This is a genomic window from Phycisphaerae bacterium (genome assembly GCA_024102815.1).
Lineage (GTDB): Bacteria > Planctomycetota > Phycisphaerae > UBA1845 > UBA1845 > JAGFJJ01.
The window spans coordinates 67,070-85,179 of sequence record JAGFJJ010000006.1 but is presented as its reverse complement, the minus strand read 5'-3'; the positions used below and the strand labels follow the sequence as shown (position 1 = coordinate 85,179).

The following is an 18,110-nucleotide window of genomic DNA, read 5'->3' as shown; positions in this document are numbered from 1 at the left end:
GCCCCTATTGTTTCATGCCACCCGATTCCGGGAGGCGAGCGAACTGTGCGGAGCGCAGGTGGCTGCCCGCTTTACGTACGAACGGTTGCGGCGCTTATCCGAATCCCGTACCTTTCTGCGGCGAATTCTTCTTGTTGGCCGTGCCCGGTCGCCGAGTGCCGGCTTTCTCTTTCCACGTTTCTCTGGTCTTGACGGGCCCGCCATGGCACTCCGCGTTCGCTCGCATCACTTCGTCTCGCTGCTCGTGCTGGCGGTGCTGGTGGTGCTGCTGATCGTGCCGATTGTCTCTGTGGTACGCCGCGGATTCGAGGACGCCGGCGAGTTCACGCTGTATTGGTTCCGGGTAGTTCTCGAAGACCCCCTCTATCGGGAAGGGCTGGTCAACGGTTTAATCATCGCGGCGTCGGTGACGTTGCTCTCGTTGGTTCTGGCGCTTCCCCTGGCCCTGATCGCGGACGTTTACGAATTCCGCGGGCGAATGCTCCTTACCGCCGCGGCCCAGATTCCATTGATTCTTCCGCCTTTCGTCGGTGCTATCGGTGCGAAGGGATTGCTGTCGCGCAACGGCGGCATCAACGCCCTGCTGGCATCGTGGGGAATCATCGATCCCGGATCACCCATCGACTTCATGGCCTATCCGTTTGCGACGTGCGTCGTACTGGAGAGTCTTTATCTTTATCCGATCATCCTGCTGAACCTGATGGCGGCGCTGGCGAACATTGATCCTGCGCTGCGCGAGGCGGCGAAGGACCTGGGTGCCGGCCCGATTCGCCGTCTGTGGACGATCGTGCTTCCGCTCGTTCGCCCCGGCGCGTTTGCCGGCTGTGCCCTGGTGTTCATCTGGTCGTTCACCGAATTGGGCACGCCGCTGATGCTCGGTATTCGGAAACTGACGGCCGTGCAGGTTTTCGACGCGTTACAGACGACCCGTCCGGAAGGCGACGCCTACGCGCTGGTCGTTGTCCTCATGGTGGTCAGCGTAGGCGTTTATCTTGTGGGGCGGGTTCTCTTCGGCGGCGGTTCGGATGCGTCCATGTCCCGCGGGACGACGGCGGTTCCGCTGCGGCGCCTTTCCGGCTGGCGCGCTGTCCTCGCCTCCGTGCCGTTTATGGTCGTTTTTGTATTCGCCGTCATTCCCCATGTCGGCGTGATTCTGACGAGCCTGTCGCGATCAGGCATTATCGAAGCCAATCTCCAATGGATCACGTTCGAGCACTATGCTGAGCTGATCCGCAACATGACCACGGCATCGGAGTCGGCGGTGGGCTCGATGGCCGCCCAGAGTATCGCGAACAGCGCCGCCTACTCCGTTCTTGCGACGGGTATTGATCTGGTGCTGGGTTTGACCATCGCGTATCTCGTTGTGAGGCACGCGAGCCCGCTCACGCGGCTTATCGACTCCCTGGCGATGTTGCCCCTGGCGGTTCCGGGGTTGGTCATGGCCTTTGGATACTTCGCCATTACGCAGACCGGCCCGCTGTCGTTCCTCAACCCGCTGGAGCACAGCCCCATAACGATCCTGGCCATCGCCTACGCGATTCGGCGTCTGCCGTTTCTCGTTCGGGCGTGCAGCGCCGGATTGCAGCAGCTTCCCCAGGCGATGGAAGAAGCGGCGGCCGATCTCGGCGCAGGAAAGGTTCGCACGCTGGTCCGGGTCGTCATTCCCCTGCTCGCCGCGAATCTCCTGGCGGGCACGCTGCTGGTCTTCAGCCGTTCGATGCTGGAAGTGTCCGATAGTCTGCTCCTGGCGTTTGATCCGTCGTCCTATCCCATGACCAAGGCCATTTGGGCGCTGGCGGCAATTCCGCAGGACGGCGTGCAAACGGCATCAGCGCTGGGCGTCGTGGGGATGATTCTGCTTGCGGTGACGTTCGGAGGCGGGACCTTCCTGCTGGGGAAACGGCTGGGCGCATTGTTCCGCATTTAGTGGACCGGTCGGAGTGCAGATTCGATGGGTGTGTCCCTTACGGTCGAAGCAGTAAACAAGTCCTACGGAACGACGCGCGTTCTGGAGGGCATCTCCATGTCCGTTGCGCCGGGGGAAATTTTCTTTCTTCTGGGTCCGTCGGGCTGCGGGAAGACGACACTGCTTCGCCTGCTCTCCGGCTTCGCCCAGCCGGACCGCGGGCGCATTCTCATGGGCGATCAGGATGTGACCGGCTGGCCTCCGCAGCGCCGACCCACGGCGCTGGTGTTCCAGAATTACGCCATCTGGCCTCACATGACCGTGGCGCAAAACGTCGCCTTCGGTCTGCGATCCCAGCGGATGCCACGGGGAGAAATCCGCCAACGGGTGCAGGAATCGCTCGAAACGGTTCGACTGGGCGACCTGGGGGCTCGGCGCCCCAGCCAGCTTTCGGGCGGCCAGCAGCAGCGTGTGGCGCTCGCGCGGTCGCTGGCGGTGCGCCCGCGCATCCTGCTCCTCGACGAGCCCCTGAGCAACCTGGACGCGAAACTCCGTGACGATATGCGGATGGAGATTCGCGCGATCTGCAAGGAGGCGGACGTCACGGCCGTGTATGTTACACACGACCAAAAAGAGGCCTTGTCCATAGCCGATCGAATCGCGATCATGAACGCGGGCCGAATCGCGCAAGTGGGCGCGCCCCGGGAGCTCTATCGACGACCCGCGTCGAAGATGGTGGCGGAGTTTCTCGGTGATGTGAACCTGGTGCCGGCCACGGTGGAGAACGCCGAGGGAATGTGGATCAAGGTCCGCACGCCGATGGGCGTGCTGGCTGTTGCGCGCAACGGCGGAGAGCCGCCGGCGAAGCAGTGCATTCTGGCCGTTCGACCCGAATCCATCGTGCCGCTGAACGGTCAGTCGGCGATCAATGTCTTCCGCGCGGTTCTCGATGGGCGGACCTATCTCGGGTCGGCGTCGATCCTCATGTTGCGGAGCGGGGACACCGACCTCAAGGTGACCCGGCCGGAATCGGCGACACCCCTGACGGACGCCGACATCAACGGCACAACGTGGACCGTTGACCCGAATGATCTTGTCCTGCTGCCGCCATCCTGAAATACATCAGGGAGATTGCTGAATGAACAGAATTATTCCGCTAAGCTTGCTCTGTCTGTGCGCCGCCGTCGGTGCCGCCCGGGCCGAAGAGGATGAGCTGGTCGTCATTACGCCGCACAACATTCACATTCAGGAAGAGTTCGAAGCCGGCTTCCATCGATACCTTGGCAGGCCCGTCCATATTCGATGGATCAAGCAGGGCACCAGCGAGCTGATCCAACTGCTCGATGCCAAGGACAGGACCGATCCCGGAAAGTCCTTCGGAATCGATGTTTTTTTCGGAGGCGGCATGGCCGACCACTTGCTGGCGGCGTCGCGCGGCTACCTCTCGTCTGCGAACATTGACGACAAGGTGCTTCAGCCGATCCCCAAGGAAATCGGCGGTTACCACCTGCTGGATAATGACAAGCGGTGGTTCGCTACGGCATTGTCGACGTTCGGTATTCTGGTGAACAAGCGCGGACTTGAGACCAACAAGCTGCCGGCGGTTCACGCCTGGGCGGACTTGGCCGATCCGCGGATGGAGAGCTGGGTGGTCTTGGCAGACCCGCGCAAATCGGCGAGTGTGCAAGTCTGCTACGAGGCCGTGCTCCAGCAGTACGGTTGGGAAAAGGGCTTCGAGCTGCTCATGGAAATGGGCGGCAATTCGCGCCTGATCGCCGACAGCAGCAGCGGAGTCCCCAACGAGGTGGGAACGGGCAACGCCCTGGCGGGCCCGTGCATCGATTTCTACGCGCATGCGCGGATCGAACAGGCTGGTTCGGACATTCTGGGTTACGTCCTTCCCGAAGGCGGTACGGCCGTGACGCCCGACCCTATCTCGCTGCTTCGCAATCCGCCGCACCGGAAACTCGCCGAGGACTTTATCGCCTTCACCCTGAGTGACGCCGGGCAGCAGTTGTGGGTGCTTCCTCCCGGAACCTCGGGTGGACCATTGAAGCATAATCTATATCGCACGTCGGTCCGCCCCGATCTTTTTGAACGATTCCGGGCGTCGATTCCCGCGGATCGCTTCTTCGACTACACCCAGGCCAAGCCCATGGAGAAATTCGATCCGTCGCTTCACAGCGCGCGTTTGCTGCTGGTCTCGGAATTGATGGGTGCGGCCATCGTCGATCAGCACGACGATCTCGTGCGGGCGTGGCGGGCTCTCATCGCCGCGGGATTCCCCGAGGATGCGATGGCCGAATGGCGGCGCATGCCCGTGTCCGAGGAGAAAACCGGCGAGGTCGCCGCCAAGTTGAATGAAGGCGGGCGGACCACGCGCGACCTTGTGCGGGATTGGCGGCGTTTCTATCGGGAGAAATACGATCGCGTTCGTGAATTGGCCCAGCGGTAACCGGTCAACCGCCAAAGCACGAGCGGCAACGCCTCATTCCTGCGAGAGCCTGAAAGCGGAACCCGCGTGAAGTGTATGCTCTCCGGAACCCGACTCAGGCAGGAGTAACGGTTGACTATACGTTTGGCGCGAAGGCCTGCGCTTTGGAGAGAATCATGACCAGGACGCCCCTTTTCCGTGCCGGTTCGCACGAGAACTTCCGTGTCGTCGTCACCGGTCCGGTGGGCGTCGATAAGAAGCCCTTCCTCGAGCGGCTGGTGGAATACGCCGCGGGCCGGGGCCACTCCGCCCGGCTGTTCAACGTCGGCGACATGATGTACGCCGAAGCGCCGGATGTCGCACCGGGCCGGATTCTGGACGTCTCCCTCGGAAGGCTGAACACGCTGCGGCGGTCGGTATTCAAGGAAGTCCTTTCGCAGGTGCACACGCACGAAACGGTGATTGTGAACACGCACGCGGCTTTTCGCTGGAAGCACGGCCTGTTTCCCGCGTTCGACCACGACCAGATGCTCCAGCTCGACGCCGACCTCTACGTCACCCTGATTGACAACGTGGATGCAGTGCACGAGCGCCTCGACCGCGAGCACCACATTCGTCACACGCTCAAGGACATCCTCGTCTGGCGCGAGGAGGAGATTCTCGCGACGGAAGTCCTCGCCAACGTTATCCGCGGCCACGGCTCGTTCTACATCCTGGCCCGCGGCGAGGAAGATCTCTCCATGCTTGCCTTGTACCGCCTGATCTTCCATCGCCACCGCAAGGTGTACCCGTCGTTCCCCATGACCCACATCATGTCGAATCCGCATCTTCGGGAGGAGGTCAACGAATTCCGGCGCGTGATGGCCGAGCATTTCGTCGCCTTCGACCCGGCCGACCTGGAAGACAGTCACCTCCAGAAAGCCGCCTCGGAAGCCGCCGCACAGGGCAAGGAGACGATGACCGTCAACATCAACGGCCGGGACATGACGTATCGCGTCGCCGATGTCGTGCAGGTGGCCAAGGATATCGACGCCCAGATTTACGCCCGCGACTTCAAGCTCATCGAGCAGTCGGACATGATCGTCAGCTTGATTCCGGCGTTCACGGATGGCAGGCCCTGCCTTTCTTCCGGCGTCGAGCGCGAGTTGCAGCACGCCCACGAATGCACCAAGGAAGTGTTCGTGGTTTGGCGGTCGCCTTCTGAGCCGTCGCCGTTCGTTACCGAAACGGCCACGAAGGTCTTCCGCAGCGTGGCCGAGGCGATGGAACACTTCCTCAAGCGCGGGTATATCGAGGACATTCAACTGCCGCTCACCGCCCAGACGAAAGCGAGGGCATGATGGCGCCGATCGAATCGGCCGACCGGGCAACCTTCGATTGGACCGGCTGGTCGCCGCAGGAAGTGGCCACACTGGTTTTCATCGTTCGCGACGGGCAAATCCTGCTCATTCGCAAGAAGCGGGGCATTGGTGCCGGGAAAATCAACGGACCCGGTGGGCGCGTGGAAGACGGCGAAGATGCCTTGGCATGCGCCGCCCGGGAATTCGAGGAGGAATTGCTGACCAGGCCCATCGGCCTCGTGTGGGCGGGCGATCTTCGATTTCAGTTTACCAGCGGATTCTCCATGCTCGTGCACGTGTATCGTGGAGACGGCGTGGAGGGCGAACCTTGTGAAACGGAGGAGGCATCGCCCATGTGGGTAAATCTCGGTGAAATTCCTTACGACGCCATGTGGGCCGATGACCGATTCTGGATGCCGCGGATGCTTCGCCGAGAGACCTTCCGGGGTTCATTCATTCTCGACGATGATCGCCTTGTACACCACTTCTTCGAGAGCAGCGATGCGACAGGCTGATTCTCCGCAGACCCGGGTCATTTGAGCGCCCATCGCCAGATCGCTCCATCCTCGGGATCCTGCACGGTTCCTTCCAGCGTGAATTCGAGCTTGCGCAGGATCTTCGTCGATGCATTCTCCTCGGGGAGTGTATGGGCGATGACGCGAGGTCTGGTCGGTGCGTGCCGCGCCACGTCGACGAGCGCCGCAGCCATGGCCGTGCCAATGCCTCGGCCTTCAAAGGGTGGAAGTGTGAAGTAGGCGATCTCCACGTTTCCCTGAGCATCCGGACCGTTCTTGAATGCACACGTTCCGACAACCTGCCGGGCCACGGCGTTGACGGCCCAATACGCACCCCACGGCTTTTCCCGGGGCGATCTCGTCAACATGATGGCTGTCTGGTCGGCAATCTCCCGGCAGGTGACCTTCAAGTCTCCGAATGTGACATGACAGCTCCTCTCGAATCGGGCGGGATCGGCCAGGATCAGAGACGCCGCCTGAATATCCAGGTCAATGAGCGTAATAGGCGGTTTCCGGATCATGGCGTTCTTCGCGAAAGTGGATCTCGGCTAACCTGCCGTGTCGATGATCCGGACCCTGCTCGGCGCATCTCCGGGCGATTCATCCAGAATATAGATCTGCATCTTCGGTAGGATCTCTTCCAGCGTCTGCAGGAGCATTCGCTGCCGCAGAATGCCCGGGCTGCGGTGGTATTCAACCAGGATGCTCTCGAAGCGATCTGCGTCTCCCCGTGCGCGGCTGACGCGCTCCTTGGCGTTTGCAAGCGCTTCCTCCCGCGTCTGCGCCGCTTCACCGCGTGACCGGGGGAGAATCCGGTTGGCCTCCGCGACGGCGTAGTCCACGGCCTTCTCACCGTCTTTCTTGGCGCTGACCACGTCCTGAAAGGCGTCGATGATTGCCCTGGGTGGTTCAATGGTCTCCACGTCGGCCGAGAGCAGTTGCACGCCCATGCCGTAGCGATCAAGACGTGCCTGGGCCGTTGTCAGCACCTCGGCCTGAAGGGCGGCCTTCCCCACCGTCAGCGACTGGTCCACCGACATGCCCGCCAGCGACTCAACGAGCGTGGCCCGGACGGTGTTGTGAACGATACGATTGGGATCGTCCGTCGAAAAAAGAAACGCGGGGGGATCGTGTATCTTGTACTGGATAACCAGGTTTGCCTTCAGGATATTGACGTCGCCCGAGAGCATATCCGAGTCCGGGCTGCGCTCGATCGCGTCCGGTTCACCCTTCGTGATTTCCTGCCGTTCGTCGGGCGTCAGGCCAACGTAGAGGCGACGAACCTCGGTCACGGCCGGCGTGTCCACCCGGCAGAAAGGCCACGGCAGGGCGTAGTGCAGACCCGGCTGCACGCTGCGATACGCCGGCGGAATGCGCCCGAACCAGCGAACCACCCCGCGCTGATGTGGCTCCACAAAGTAGGTGCCGCTCAGCGCGTAGATGACCACCCCTGCGAAGCCGGCGACCACCGCCCACCGCCTCCAGGAAATCCGCGCTGCCGAATTGGATGTTACGGGTTCCATGGGGGACAATCGCGTTATCGCGTCACGTTCTCATTCTTTTCCTGTTGCCTGTCGGTATTCGCCCGCCGCGCCTCACTCGACATCGTTGCGTCGGGTGCCGGCGCGCTGGATGACGTCGCGTCACCCGGTCTGTTGAGCAGTCGCAGAAACGCGCTGCCGCCGGAGAGCACCGCCACCGTTCCCTGAGTCAACGTCTTGCCATAGGCCTCGAGCGTCCGTGTGAAGGCGTAGAAGTCGGGATCCTTCCCGTATGCTTCGGCATAGATTCGCGCGGCTTCGGCATCGGCCTGCCCCCGGACCCGCTGGGCCTCTTCGTAGGCGGCGGCCAGGATTTCCGTCCGTTGACGATTGGCCGCGGCACGGATTCCCGCCGCCTGCTCCTCGCCTTCGGAGCGGTACCGTGCGGCGATCGTCTCCCGCTCGGCGCGCATGCGCTCGAAGACGTTTCGACGGTTCTGCTCGGGGAAGTTGATCCGCTGGATCTGCACATCCACGATATCGAGTCCGTAGGCCTGCTCGAGCCGCGCGGCGCAGGCCTCGCGAAGCCCCGCTGCGAATTGCGTCCAGCGCCGCGTGGCGGAGTCGGTGGAGATCAGCACGGAAAAGTCGTTTCGACCCAGAGCGGCTCCGAGCTCTGACACGACGATATCGCCGATGCGCGCCGCAGCCGACTCGGTATCACCCATGGTCTCCAGGAAGCGCAATACGGCGTCTCCGCTGTGGCGAATCCGCCAGCACGTATAGGTCGTCACGACCACGTTCTTGCCGATGCCGCTCTGTTCGTCCTGCGTGAGATATTCCCGATCGGGTTGGTCCGGTCCGGGGTTCTCCAGAATCATCAAACGGTTGTCGAACCGCCGCACACTGTCGACAGGGAACGGTGCCTTGACGTACAGGCCCGGCTCGACGATCGAACGGATGGGCTCGCCGAAGCGCATCTGCACGGCATATTCGGTCTGGTCGACGACAAAGAAGCAGGAGACGGACTCAGCCAGGATCCCGGCAACGATCGCCGCAATAACAATGATGCGCATGGCCCTTTACCTCCCGCGTTTCGCTCAATTCTCCATGAACGGTTGAGCGCGACGCAATTCGCCCTTCTCAACGAACCATATTTCGACTTCGCCGCCGGAATCCGCGGGCGGCTTGATGTATTTGCGAACGCCGGGCAACACGCTCTCCAGCGTCTCCAGCTCCAGGCGCCGCCGCGTGACTTCCGGTGCCCGGGAATAGGCTTCCAGCAACGCTAGGAACCGATGGGCTTCGCCTCGTGCCGAGCGAACGAGGGAATCGGCCTGTGCCGCCGTCTGCTCACGCCGTTCCACAGCCTGGGATCGCGCCAGCGGCAGGATCCGCGCCTCCATCGTCCGCGCCTGATCGACGTAGGTTGCGCGGTCCTCCAGCGCGCTGGCCACATCTCGAAACGCGGCGTGGACATCGGGCGGCGCGTGCGCATCCAGCATCCGAACGGCGTCGATGCGAATTCCGCTGCCATACGCCTCCAATCGCTGCCGGCTCAAACGTTCGATGTCTTCCTCGACCTGCCCGCGCCCCACGGTGAGCACGCGATCCACGGGTAGACCGCCGACCACCTCGCGAATCGCAGCCAGCACGACGCCACGAACCAGTGCTTCGCGTTGCGCCACGGCGAATTGATAGTCGATGACGGCGTCCGGCTTGGCGCCCCAGTGCACCGCGACTTGAACGTCGGCGATGTTTTCGTCGCCGACGAGTTGCCAGCCCTCGGTGAGGTCCATGGCACCCGAATCCGGCTCAAGCGGTACACCCAGCGTCAGGCGCCGCGTCTCGAGCGATCTCACCCTATTCACCCGGTCAATGGGGTATGGCCAGGCGAAGTGCAGACCGGGCTCCAGACCAATCCGCTGCACCGCCCCGAAGCGACGCACGATGCCCGACTCGCCGGCGCGAACTACGAAAATGCCGGAGAGCGCGTACCCGGCGAGCGGGGCCACGATTGCGATTCCCAGCAGGCGCCTCGGCGTGAATCGCACCGGAAGCCTCGCGCTCAGCCAGGAACTGAGCCGGGAGAGATAGCGCTGCCGCCGCGCGGCTCCGAGGCCCATGATCAGGAACAGCAGCGCCCCGGCGGTCTTGAGCCATGCGGGGACGAGCGGCTCGTCGAGTGGACGGATCGAAAGGTCCCAGCTTGAATTGGCCAGCGTGTCGTTGAGCACACCGCCCATCAGCAGCGAAACGACCACGATGGAGGCCAGATAGATGACGATTGTCCGCGTCCCCAGCTCCTTGCGCAGCACGCCCAGCGACCCGATATTGGTGGCCGGTCCGACCAGCAGGAAGACGAGCGCCGCGCCGGGATTAAGCCCCTGGGCGATCAGTACGGCGGCAATGGGGGTGGAGGCTTCCGCGCAAACATACAGCGGAACGCCGATCAGAACCATGAGCAGCGATGCCTGAAACGGCCCGCCCGCGATGCGCTGGAGTACGTCAGGCGGCAGAAATACCTGGATCGCCGCTGCGACCACAATCCCCACGAGCACCCACGCGAAGATGTCGTCGAAGAGGTCGACGAACGCGAATCGCATGCCCTTGTCGATTCGCCCTCGCAGACTTTCGCCCGCCGGCGCTTCGGCCAGCTTCGACTCCGTGGCGCAACAGGTCTCTTCCAGCGGCGCCGGCTGTCCCATGACGGTAAGCGAGACCATAGCCGGCGGTACGTCCGCCACAGGAACGGATGACTTGGTCTCCTCCTCCCCGCCCCGGGCGTTCTCGATGAGTCCCGCGACCAGGGCCGTTACGCACGCCGCAATGGGCCGGAACACCGCCATGACCGGTCCGAGCAGGGCGTACGTCAGCAGCACCGACGTAACGCTCGTCTCCGGTGTCGAAATGAGAAAGGAAAGCGTGGCGCCTTTGCTGGCGCCTCGCCGCCGCAATGTCAACGCCGTGGGCAGCACGCCGCATGAGCACAGCGGCAGCGGTAGTCCTACGATGGTCGCCCAGAATACCGACCGCGCCCGACGGCGAGACAACAAGGGAATCACCCGCGCCGTGGTCAGCGCTGCGTCCAGGAGTCCAGCCAGCAGAAAGCCGAACAGAATGAACACGGCCGACTCGCAGAGGATGGACCAGGCCGTCAGGAACATGTTGATTCAAGTTGAGAGGGGATCGTCGTCGTCCAAATCCAACAAGGGGCAAGACCCGATTACAGCGCCTTCGCCCACGCCGCGACGCGCTCCACACCCTCAAATACATTTCTGCAGCAGCGCTCCAGCGTGGCCTCGGGCAGCGGCTGGTCAAGGGGGACGTTCTCGCTGGCCGCCAGCGCCGACGCGCCGTCAAAATCCACGAACGACAACCGCAGCGTGAGTTCCTCCGCCGGCCGGGCGAAGGATGAGCCCGGAAGCACGGCCACGCCGGTTTCCTCGAGCAGGCGCCGGCAGAGAACCGCGCCGCTGCGAATCCCCCGTGCGGCGGCGCGCTCCTTCAGCGGCGAAAGATCCGGATAAAGGTAAAATGATCCCGCCGGAGGATGCAGCGCAATCCCGGCGTCATGAAGGGTGCTCACGCATCGCTGAGCCATCGCGGAGAGAATCCGGCGCACATGCCATAGATAGCGCTCCACGGAAACCCCGCAATGAAAAGCCTCCACGGCGGCGTACTGCACCGGCGCGCAAACGGAAGTGTACGTTTCGCTCGCCACGGCCGCCATCGACTCCAGCAGCCACTGAAGCTCCTCCGGAAACGTGAACGTCCCTAGGCGCCAACCTCCCGCGCCGCACCACTTGGACAGCCCCGAGCTGACGATGGTCCGCTCCGGGTAGAACCGAGCGATCGATACGTGTTCGCCCTGATAGTGCAATTGCCCGTAGATCTCGTCGGAAAGAATGATGAGCTGGAATCGCCGCGCAACCTCGGCCAGTTCCTTCAACTCGTCCGCCGTGTACGTGTGCCCGGTCGGATTGCTCGGATAATTGAGGATGAACAGACGCGGGCGGAGATCGTCCTGTTCCCCTTCGAGTCGCTCCAGAAGCTGCTCTGGGCGAATCTTCCATCCCGTTTCGAAACTCGTGTGCATCAGATTGATCTGCCGGCCGATAATCCGCGCCTGGGGCAGATACGAAACCCAACACGGCGTTCGCAGTACGATCTCCCCGTAGAAGCTGAGCTGCAGGAGGAACATCAACTCCTTCGAGCCCGGACCGATCAGCACGCGCGACGGGTCCACGGCGATGTGGTCCCTCCGTCGATGAAACTCCGCCACCGCTTCGCGCAGTGCCGGTAGGCCCTGCACCGGGAGATAATCCTTCTCGTGGGCCGAGTGTCGCAGCGCATCCACGACGGTTCCCGGTACAGGAAATGGCGACTGTCCCAGGCCGAAGTCGTAGATGTGCTTACCTTGCCCGCGCAGGCGGCGGCAAACCTCTTTGATGGCCAGGGTGGCCGAGGCGCCCATCCCCCGCACGTTCAGGTTCAGGCTTACCGGTTTCGATGAATTCATCAGTCGTTCTCAGGGATCTATAGGGAGGTGTGGAACCAATTGCATTCAAGCCGCACAGAAGGATCTTACCAGTCCGGCTGGGAACCGCATGCGGACCCGTGCTATTCGATACATGCGCATTACCCGATCGAGTACCGCCCCAGCACGCGCTGCACCGCCGTCACGAGCTCGCCGCGCGGGGCCGAAAACTGCGCCGGCTGCTCTTCGAGCCATTTCCGCCGATCCGCACCGACCTGCGCCCCCAGCTCCCGCCCCAGGCGAAGGTCCTTGATCGACACCTGCCCTGAGTTCAACTCGTCCTCACCGACGATGACGGCCACCGTTTTTCCGCTGTCGCTGGCGTACTTGAACTGCTTGCCGATGCCCTGCGTGCCGACGTATAGCTCCGCGTTGATGCCTGCCGAGCGAAGCTCAAAGGCGATATTCTGGTACTCCCGCGTCATGCTCTTGTCCAGGCGGGTTACCAGCACCGGAGCCGTGGCCGTGGTCATCTCGACCTTGTCGAGGGCCACCAGCGCCGCAAGCAGGCGATCAACGCCGATCGACGCGCCGGTCGCGGGCACGCGCTGGCCGGTGAACCGTTCGACGAGATCGTCGTAGCGACCTCCGCCGAACACGCTGCCGAATTGTCGCTTTGCCCCCGATTCATCCACGATGTCAAAGGTAAGCACGCCTTCGAACACCGGTCCGGTATAGTAGGCCAGTCCGCGAACGACTGTCGGGTCGATGACCACACGGTCTTCGCGATAGTCCGCGTCATGCAGCGCCTGGCCGATCTGGCGCAATTCGTCTACGCCTTCCCGGCCGACCGCACTCTCGCCAACAAGACGCTCGAGCTCGTCACAAACCGTAGCACGATTCGCGCCCTGGACGGCAAGGTATCGCAACACCACGTCGGTCTGTGTGCCTTCCAGTCCGGCACCCTTGGTGAAGTCACCGGATTCATCGCGCCGACCCGCGCCAAGCAATTGTCGCACGCCTTCGAGTCCCACGCGATCGAGCTTGTCGATCGCCCGAAGAACATTGAGCGACCCGCGCTCGGACAGATCCGCGCCGCCGCCGATCGCCTCCAGCACGCCGTTGAGCACCTTGCGGTTGTTGATGTTGATACGGTAGTCACCGCGGCGGATGCCCAGCGCCTCCAGCGTATCGCACATGACCATGCAGCACTCCGCGTCGGCCAGCATCGAATTCGTGCCGACCGAGTCGAAGTCGCACTGGTAGAATTCGCGAAAGCGCCCCGGCCCGGGTTTCTCGACGCGATACACCGGCCCGATCTGATACCGACGGAATGGCAGTGGCAAATCGGGGTTCATCGCCACGTATCGGGAGAGCGGCGCGGTCAGGTCGTAGCGCAACGCGACCCATTCCTGATCCTCGTCGCGGAACGCAAAAATGCCTCCGTCGGGCTGATCCGCTTCGGGAAGGTACTTCCCGAGCACATCAACGTATTCCAGCCCCGGTGTCTCCAGGGGTACGAATCCGTAGCGCTCGTACACCTCCCGAATGCGGCCGATCATGCGCTCACGGGCGAGCATCTCCCCCGCGGTAATATCCCGGAACCCCTTCATCCGTCGGGGAACGGTTCGAGTCGGTTTGTCCGTGGAATCCAAGGCCAAGCTCCCGCGGTCGGTTCGTACCGCAAGGCCAGTCTAGTGGGCGCGTCAGACTTGTCCAGCAAACCTGTCCGTGCTCGGATGGCCGTCCGCTGGCGAAGCATTCTGGGAACACGCAGCTTGGCGCGATCAATCGCGCGGCATTTGGAGGAGATCGTTCATCGTCATTGCATCGTCGATCGAATGAACCGCACCCGACCCGTCAAAGCGAACGGTGAACGCCGTTGACGCCGAATACACATAGGCAATGAGAAAACCGTGGGGGAGGCTGCCTTCCTGAACGCGGGACTGTACCGATTCGCGACGGAACGGATTCTTGGGACCGGGCTTGAAGAATTCGACTTCTCCGCCGCCGGGGAATTTCTGAACCGACCGAAGGATCGGCTGGTAATGCTTCGGCTCGCCCGCGGTGTCGACGACCGCTTCCCAGGACATTCCCGGCGCGATGGAGGCGCGGACCTGACGCCCCTGCTCATCGGGATCGAACGTGGCAAATCCGCCCGCATAGTACACGCCCGCCAGCGCCAAACCGATCACGACGACCGATCCAAACAGGAATTTCATGACGAAGCTCCGTTTCTGATGTTCCCCGGAGGCACTCCCTTTTGATCCTGCAATGTCACGCGGTCCGGCCGACGATCAGCCCCAGGACCGGCCCGTGAACGACGCGTCCTTGTCCGCCGTTGACGGCCCGGCGCCAACGCCGCACGATGCGTGCTTACACGCGGGCGACGTACATGCGGTCTTCACGGGTCATCGTTCTGCTGGTCGTTCTCTGGTGCGCTGCGGGCGGCGCGTTTCTGGGCGCCGCGTTCCTCCAGCGGCAGCGCCTCAACCTCAGCCCCACGGCCGGCGGGCAATTCCCCTACCTGGCCTACGCAAAGGGGATAGCGGAGGAAGGCATTACCGATTACTTCGGCGATCGCAACCGCATGCCGCTGATCCCCGCCCTCACCGCGATGGCCTATGACACCGATCTAACGGTATTTTTCCGTCGTGCCACGGCGATCTCCATTCTGATTTCCGCCGTGCTCCTCCTGGCTATCGGCGCGGTCGCGTACGCCACGCTTCCGCCCGCCGCCGCGACGCTCTTCGGGCTGCTCACTGCCGTAACGATTTTCCTGCCCAAGGCTTCCTTCGTCCAGGCCGAACTTGCGTTCTACACGCTCTTCTTTGGGACCTGGCTTGTCTTCTGCCGCTTGCTCCTGCGGCCGAAATTGGGATGGGCGGTGGTTGGAGGTGTCTTGCTCGCCCTGGCCTATTTGACCAAGTCATCGGCCGCACCCCTCTGGATCGCCCTTGTTGTAACGCTCGTGCTTCGCGCGGTTGTCCGCCATTTTCACTCGACTTCGGCGTCCTCTCCGACGCGCGAGGGGGATAAGACCCAGGCTCGCGACACGGACGCGCGGAATACATCACGCCACTCTCTCTTTCGAAGGCCCTCGCGCTTTCAGTCCTTCCTGGCGGCGCTGGTCGTGAAGTTCACATTCCTCCTGCTGACATCCCCGTACCTATTCGCGAACTACACGCATTTCGGCCAAGTCTTCTACAACGTGAATTCGACGTTTTTCATGTGGTGCGACAACTGGACCGAGGCCGAGCAGTTCGCGCGAGCCTATGAAATCAATGAGCACTATCCCGAGGCTTCCTCCGATCGCATTCCCGGCCCACTCAACTACTGGCGGACACACACGTTTGGCCAGATGGTTCACCGCCTCGCCTATGGCCTTCAGACGCTGGGAGCGATGGCCCTGCATAGCGCATGGCTCAAGTACCTGCTTGTTCTGGCGCTGGCCGCCGTGGTCCTCGGGTTCCGCAGTCCGGGCAGAGTTCGTGCGTGGCTCGCCAGGTACGCTTTCCCGGCCGTGTTCACCGGCGTGATGCTCGCAGGCTATCTCTTCGCGTATGCCTGGTACGTTCCGGTGGCCTACGGCGATCGCTTCCTGCTATCGCTCGTCTTGCCCGTGGTATTCGCGCTGCTCTGGCTTGCCACGTCGCTGTCCGCCAAGTTATCACCGTTGCGGATCGCCGGGCTGCGCTTCCGCGCATTCGACTTGCTCTGCGCCGCCATGAGTCTTGCCTTGTTGTTCGAATTGGGCGTGCAACTCGCCGGCCGGGCCTACGCCGCCGATCCTGTCTTCATCCGCTTCTACTACAACGAGTCCCGCGCGAGACTCGATGCCGGCGACCTGCCGGAAGCGCGACGTGGTTTTACCGGCGTAATCAAGCTCGACCCTGCTTTCGCGCCCGCGTACCTCGGGCTTGGTATGGTCGATCTGCTGGAAAGCCGACCGCAAGACGCCATCGTGCATTTGCGCGAAGCCATCCGCCTCCGCCCCAACCAGGCCGACGCCCACAACAGCCTTGGCTCCGCGCTGCTCGCCACGGGACGACCGAAGGAGGCGGTCGCCGCATTCCGCCTCGCAGTCGATCTCGACCCCGATTTTGCCACCGCCTGGTACAACCTGGGTGGAACGTTGGCTTCCCTCGGGCGGTACGAAGAGGCCCGGAAGATTCTCCCTACGCTCCAACGCCTCAATCCACGACTGGCAGCCGATCTTGCCAGGCTGTTAGAATGAACCTGCCGTAGAAAACTGAGTCCCTGGCGCCCGATTCCGAATCGCCCTATGAGCAAAACGCACCAGCCAATCGCCGTCGACCTTCCCCTTCGCTACGTCACTCCTCCCGAATGGGCCGCCGGTGTCCTGCGCGAGCCGCTCCTCCTTCTCAACGACCATGCGCACCTGGAAAAGAAGGCCGCCGCCAACGCCCTCGAATTGCTCAACCGCTGGCCCGAGCCCAATCCGCCGGAAAACTGGGTCAAGGTCATGACCGCCGTCGCCCGCGACGAGGTCGAGCACCTGGCCGTCGTTGTCCGACTCCTTGCCCGTCGCGGAGGACGACTGACCCGCATGCACCGCAACCGCTACGCTGCCGACCTCCACGCCCTCGTCCGCCGCGGCCGCGGTCCGGAGGAGCTCATCGACCGCCTCATGATCAGCGCCCTGATCGAGGCCCGCTCCTGCGAACGCTTCGCCCTCCTCGCCGAACACTGCCCGGACCGCGAGCTCGCCCGCCTCTACCGCGGGCTCTACGCCTCAGAAGCCGGCCACTACGAGAGCTTCATCAGCCTTGCTCGTGGCCTTCCCGGTGCAAAGGGCATCGACCGCCGCTGGAGCCAGATGCTCAATGCCGAGGCCGAAATCATCGTCGCCCAACCTCCCGGCCCGACCATGCACAGCGGAATGTAGATGGTGCGGTTCGCGTGTCGCATGACACGCGGTTCGCGTGCCTTTACCATTGGACGTGTATCATCGAACGCGCGGCGCGAAGCAAACTCTGGGCCGCGTGGCTTCAGTGGGGCGCGTCCCCCGACGCGCCACTTCTCTGCCACGGACACGACACTCAAACAAGCGGAGCATGACCATGCCCACCAACATCGCCATCATCGGCTGCGGATACGTCGGCTCGGCTCTGGGTAAACATCTCGCCGCCGCCGGTCACGACGTTCTCGCCACCACCCGCTCGCGCGACCGCTTACCCGACCTCTCCGCCCTCGGCCTCCGCCCCGCCGTGCTCGACGTTGTCGACGTCGCCGCCATGCGCTCCCTCCTCGCCGACCGCCACGCCGTCTTCCTCACCGTCGCCGCCGGCGCTTACGACGCCGACTACCGCGCCGTCTACCTCCGCGCCGCCCAGAGCCTCGCCGAAGTCCTGCCCGACGCCCCCGTCCGCCGTCTCATCTACACGTCCTCAACTTCCGTCTACGCCCAGAATGACGCCTCCTGGGTCGACGAAGATTCCCCGGCCGAGGGCGCCCGCGAGGGCGGCAAAGTCCTCGTCGAAGCGGAAAAAGTCCTGCTGGGCATCCCCGCCGCCCGACCCGCAAACCGTCCTCTCAGCGTTAGCGTCGTCCGCCTCACCGGGATCTACGGCCCCAGCCGCGACCACCTCGCTCGCATCCACAGCGCGGCCGGCGCCACCCGCGACGACGGCAACGCCTACGTCAACATGGTCCATCGCGATGACATCATCACGGCACTCGTGGCCTTGCTCGACACCGACCACCACGGCGTGCTCAACCTTTCCGGCGATCGCCCCATGCTCCGCCGCGAATACTACGATCGCCTCCTCGCCGCCGCCGGCCTGCCGCCCGTCACCTGGACGGACGGCAACACCTCCCCGCGCGGCAAGCGCGTCCGCAACGATCGGATCAAGCTATTACTGGGATTGACGCTCCGCCATCCGCAGCACTGATGGTTGCGGCGCCGTTTTCGGCTCGACGGCAAAGATAGA

The 18,110-nt window shown here is 63.2% G+C and carries 15 protein-coding genes; 8 read left to right on the top strand and 7 right to left on the bottom strand.

Annotation, left to right across the window (positions count from 1 at the left end):
* Positions 1-202: 202 nt before the first annotated feature.
* The 5 genes from J5J06_01655 (at position 203) to J5J06_01635 (ending at position 6,195) form a co-directional block, all read left to right on the top strand.
* The gene (locus J5J06_01655) at positions 203-1,927 is read left to right on the top strand and encodes an iron ABC transporter permease (GenBank protein MCO6435775.1); all 1,725 of its coding nucleotides are present in this window, start codon (positions 203-205) and stop codon (positions 1,925-1,927) included.
* A 24-nt stretch (positions 1,928-1,951) separates the two neighbouring features.
* The gene (locus J5J06_01650) at positions 1,952-3,022 is read left to right on the top strand and encodes an ABC transporter ATP-binding protein (GenBank protein MCO6435774.1); all 1,071 of its coding nucleotides are present in this window, start codon (positions 1,952-1,954) and stop codon (positions 3,020-3,022) included.
* Between the two features lie 22 nt (positions 3,023-3,044).
* Positions 3,045-4,361 carry an extracellular solute-binding protein gene (locus J5J06_01645; protein ID MCO6435773.1) on the top strand — a complete coding sequence of 439 codons (1,317 nt, stop codon included), beginning with the start codon at positions 3,045-3,047 and terminating at the stop codon, positions 4,359-4,361.
* 155 nt (positions 4,362-4,516) lie between these two features.
* Positions 4,517-5,680, top strand: a complete 1,164-nt coding sequence (locus J5J06_01640) for an AAA family ATPase (protein MCO6435772.1) — start codon at positions 4,517-4,519, stop codon at positions 5,678-5,680.
* Positions 5,680-6,195 carry an 8-oxo-dGTP diphosphatase gene (locus J5J06_01635; GenBank protein MCO6435771.1) on the top strand — a complete coding sequence of 172 codons (516 nt, stop codon included), beginning with the start codon at positions 5,680-5,682 and terminating at the stop codon, positions 6,193-6,195. The genes J5J06_01640 and J5J06_01635 overlap by 1 nt, the downstream gene beginning before the upstream one ends.
* A 17-nt stretch (positions 6,196-6,212) precedes the next feature.
* Here the strand turns inward: J5J06_01635 and J5J06_01630 are convergent, their stop codons facing one another.
* The 7 genes from J5J06_01630 to J5J06_01600 form a co-directional block, all read right to left on the bottom strand.
* Entirely contained in the window at positions 6,213-6,716 is a 504-nt protein-coding gene (locus J5J06_01630) for a GNAT family N-acetyltransferase (GenBank protein ID MCO6435770.1), read from the bottom strand.
* Between the two features lie 27 nt (positions 6,717-6,743).
* On the bottom strand, positions 6,744-7,718 hold the full coding sequence (hflK, locus tag J5J06_01625; protein ID MCO6435769.1) for an FtsH protease activity modulator HflK: 975 nt from the start codon (positions 7,716-7,718) through the stop codon (positions 6,744-6,746).
* Positions 7,719-7,732: 14 nt separating this feature from the next.
* Positions 7,733-8,752, bottom strand: a complete 1,020-nt coding sequence (hflC, locus tag J5J06_01620; GenBank protein MCO6435768.1) for a protease modulator HflC — start codon at positions 8,750-8,752, stop codon at positions 7,733-7,735.
* A gap of 24 nt (positions 8,753-8,776) precedes the next feature.
* The gene (locus J5J06_01615; GenBank protein MCO6435767.1) at positions 8,777-10,843 is read right to left on the bottom strand and encodes an SO_0444 family Cu/Zn efflux transporter; all 2,067 of its coding nucleotides are present in this window, start codon (positions 10,841-10,843) and stop codon (positions 8,777-8,779) included.
* A 59-nt stretch (positions 10,844-10,902) separates the two neighbouring features.
* A complete protein-coding gene (locus J5J06_01610; GenBank protein MCO6435766.1) occupies positions 10,903-12,198 on the bottom strand; it encodes an aminotransferase class I/II-fold pyridoxal phosphate-dependent enzyme in 1,296 nt (431 codons plus the stop codon).
* Between the two features lie 119 nt (positions 12,199-12,317).
* Positions 12,318-13,769, bottom strand: a complete 1,452-nt coding sequence (locus J5J06_01605) for a histidine--tRNA ligase (GenBank protein MCO6435765.1) — start codon at positions 13,767-13,769, stop codon at positions 12,318-12,320.
* A 174-nt stretch (positions 13,770-13,943) separates the two neighbouring features.
* Positions 13,944-14,378: a hypothetical protein gene (locus tag J5J06_01600; protein MCO6435764.1), complete on the bottom strand. Its 435-nt coding sequence runs from the start codon at positions 14,376-14,378 to the stop codon at positions 13,944-13,946.
* A 173-nt stretch (positions 14,379-14,551) separates the two neighbouring features.
* On the opposite strand from J5J06_01600, the gene J5J06_01595 reads away from it, so the two are divergent.
* The 3 genes from J5J06_01595 to J5J06_01585 all read left to right on the top strand — a co-directional run bounded on the left by J5J06_01595 (position 14,552) and on the right by J5J06_01585 (position 18,071).
* Complete coding sequence (locus J5J06_01595) at positions 14,552-16,393, top strand: tetratricopeptide repeat protein (GenBank protein ID MCO6435763.1); 1,842 nt, start codon at positions 14,552-14,554, stop codon at positions 16,391-16,393.
* A gap of 48 nt (positions 16,394-16,441) precedes the next feature.
* On the top strand, positions 16,442-17,065 hold the full coding sequence (locus tag J5J06_01590; GenBank protein ID MCO6435762.1) for a tRNA-(ms[2]io[6]A)-hydroxylase: 624 nt from the start codon (positions 16,442-16,444) through the stop codon (positions 17,063-17,065).
* A gap of 175 nt (positions 17,066-17,240) precedes the next feature.
* Positions 17,241-18,071: an SDR family oxidoreductase gene (locus tag J5J06_01585; GenBank protein ID MCO6435761.1), complete on the top strand. Its 831-nt coding sequence runs from the start codon at positions 17,241-17,243 to the stop codon at positions 18,069-18,071.
* Positions 18,072-18,110: the final 39 nt, after the last annotated feature.

Excerpts from the sequence above, each read along its gene's own strand:
- J5J06_01655 (MCO6435775.1), top strand. The coding sequence starts at position 203 with ATGGCACTCCGCGTTCGCTCGCATCACTTCGTCTCGCTGCTCGTGCTG.
- J5J06_01650 (MCO6435774.1), top strand. The coding sequence starts at position 1,952 with ATGGGTGTGTCCCTTACGGTCGAAGCAGTAAACAAGTCCTACGGAACG.
- J5J06_01645 (MCO6435773.1), top strand. The coding sequence starts at position 3,045 with ATGAACAGAATTATTCCGCTAAGCTTGCTCTGTCTGTGCGCCGCCGTC.
- J5J06_01640 (MCO6435772.1), top strand. The coding sequence starts at position 4,517 with ATGACCAGGACGCCCCTTTTCCGTGCCGGTTCGCACGAGAACTTCCGT.
- J5J06_01635 (MCO6435771.1), top strand. The coding sequence starts at position 5,680 with ATGGCGCCGATCGAATCGGCCGACCGGGCAACCTTCGATTGGACCGGC.
- J5J06_01630 (MCO6435770.1), bottom strand. The coding sequence starts at position 6,716 with ATGATCCGGAAACCGCCTATTACGCTCATTGACCTGGATATTCAGGCG.
- hflK (MCO6435769.1), bottom strand. The coding sequence starts at position 7,718 with ATGGAACCCGTAACATCCAATTCGGCAGCGCGGATTTCCTGGAGGCGG.
- hflC (MCO6435768.1), bottom strand. The coding sequence starts at position 8,752 with ATGCGCATCATTGTTATTGCGGCGATCGTTGCCGGGATCCTGGCTGAG.
- J5J06_01615 (MCO6435767.1), bottom strand. The coding sequence starts at position 10,843 with ATGTTCCTGACGGCCTGGTCCATCCTCTGCGAGTCGGCCGTGTTCATT.
- J5J06_01610 (MCO6435766.1), bottom strand. The coding sequence starts at position 12,198 with ATGAATTCATCGAAACCGGTAAGCCTGAACCTGAACGTGCGGGGGATG.
- J5J06_01605 (MCO6435765.1), bottom strand. The coding sequence starts at position 13,769 with ATGAAGGGGTTCCGGGATATTACCGCGGGGGAGATGCTCGCCCGTGAG.
- J5J06_01600 (MCO6435764.1), bottom strand. The coding sequence starts at position 14,378 with ATGAAATTCCTGTTTGGATCGGTCGTCGTGATCGGTTTGGCGCTGGCG.
- J5J06_01595 (MCO6435763.1), top strand. The coding sequence starts at position 14,552 with ATGCGGTCTTCACGGGTCATCGTTCTGCTGGTCGTTCTCTGGTGCGCT.
- J5J06_01590 (MCO6435762.1), top strand. The coding sequence starts at position 16,442 with ATGAGCAAAACGCACCAGCCAATCGCCGTCGACCTTCCCCTTCGCTAC.
- J5J06_01585 (MCO6435761.1), top strand. The coding sequence starts at position 17,241 with ATGCCCACCAACATCGCCATCATCGGCTGCGGATACGTCGGCTCGGCT.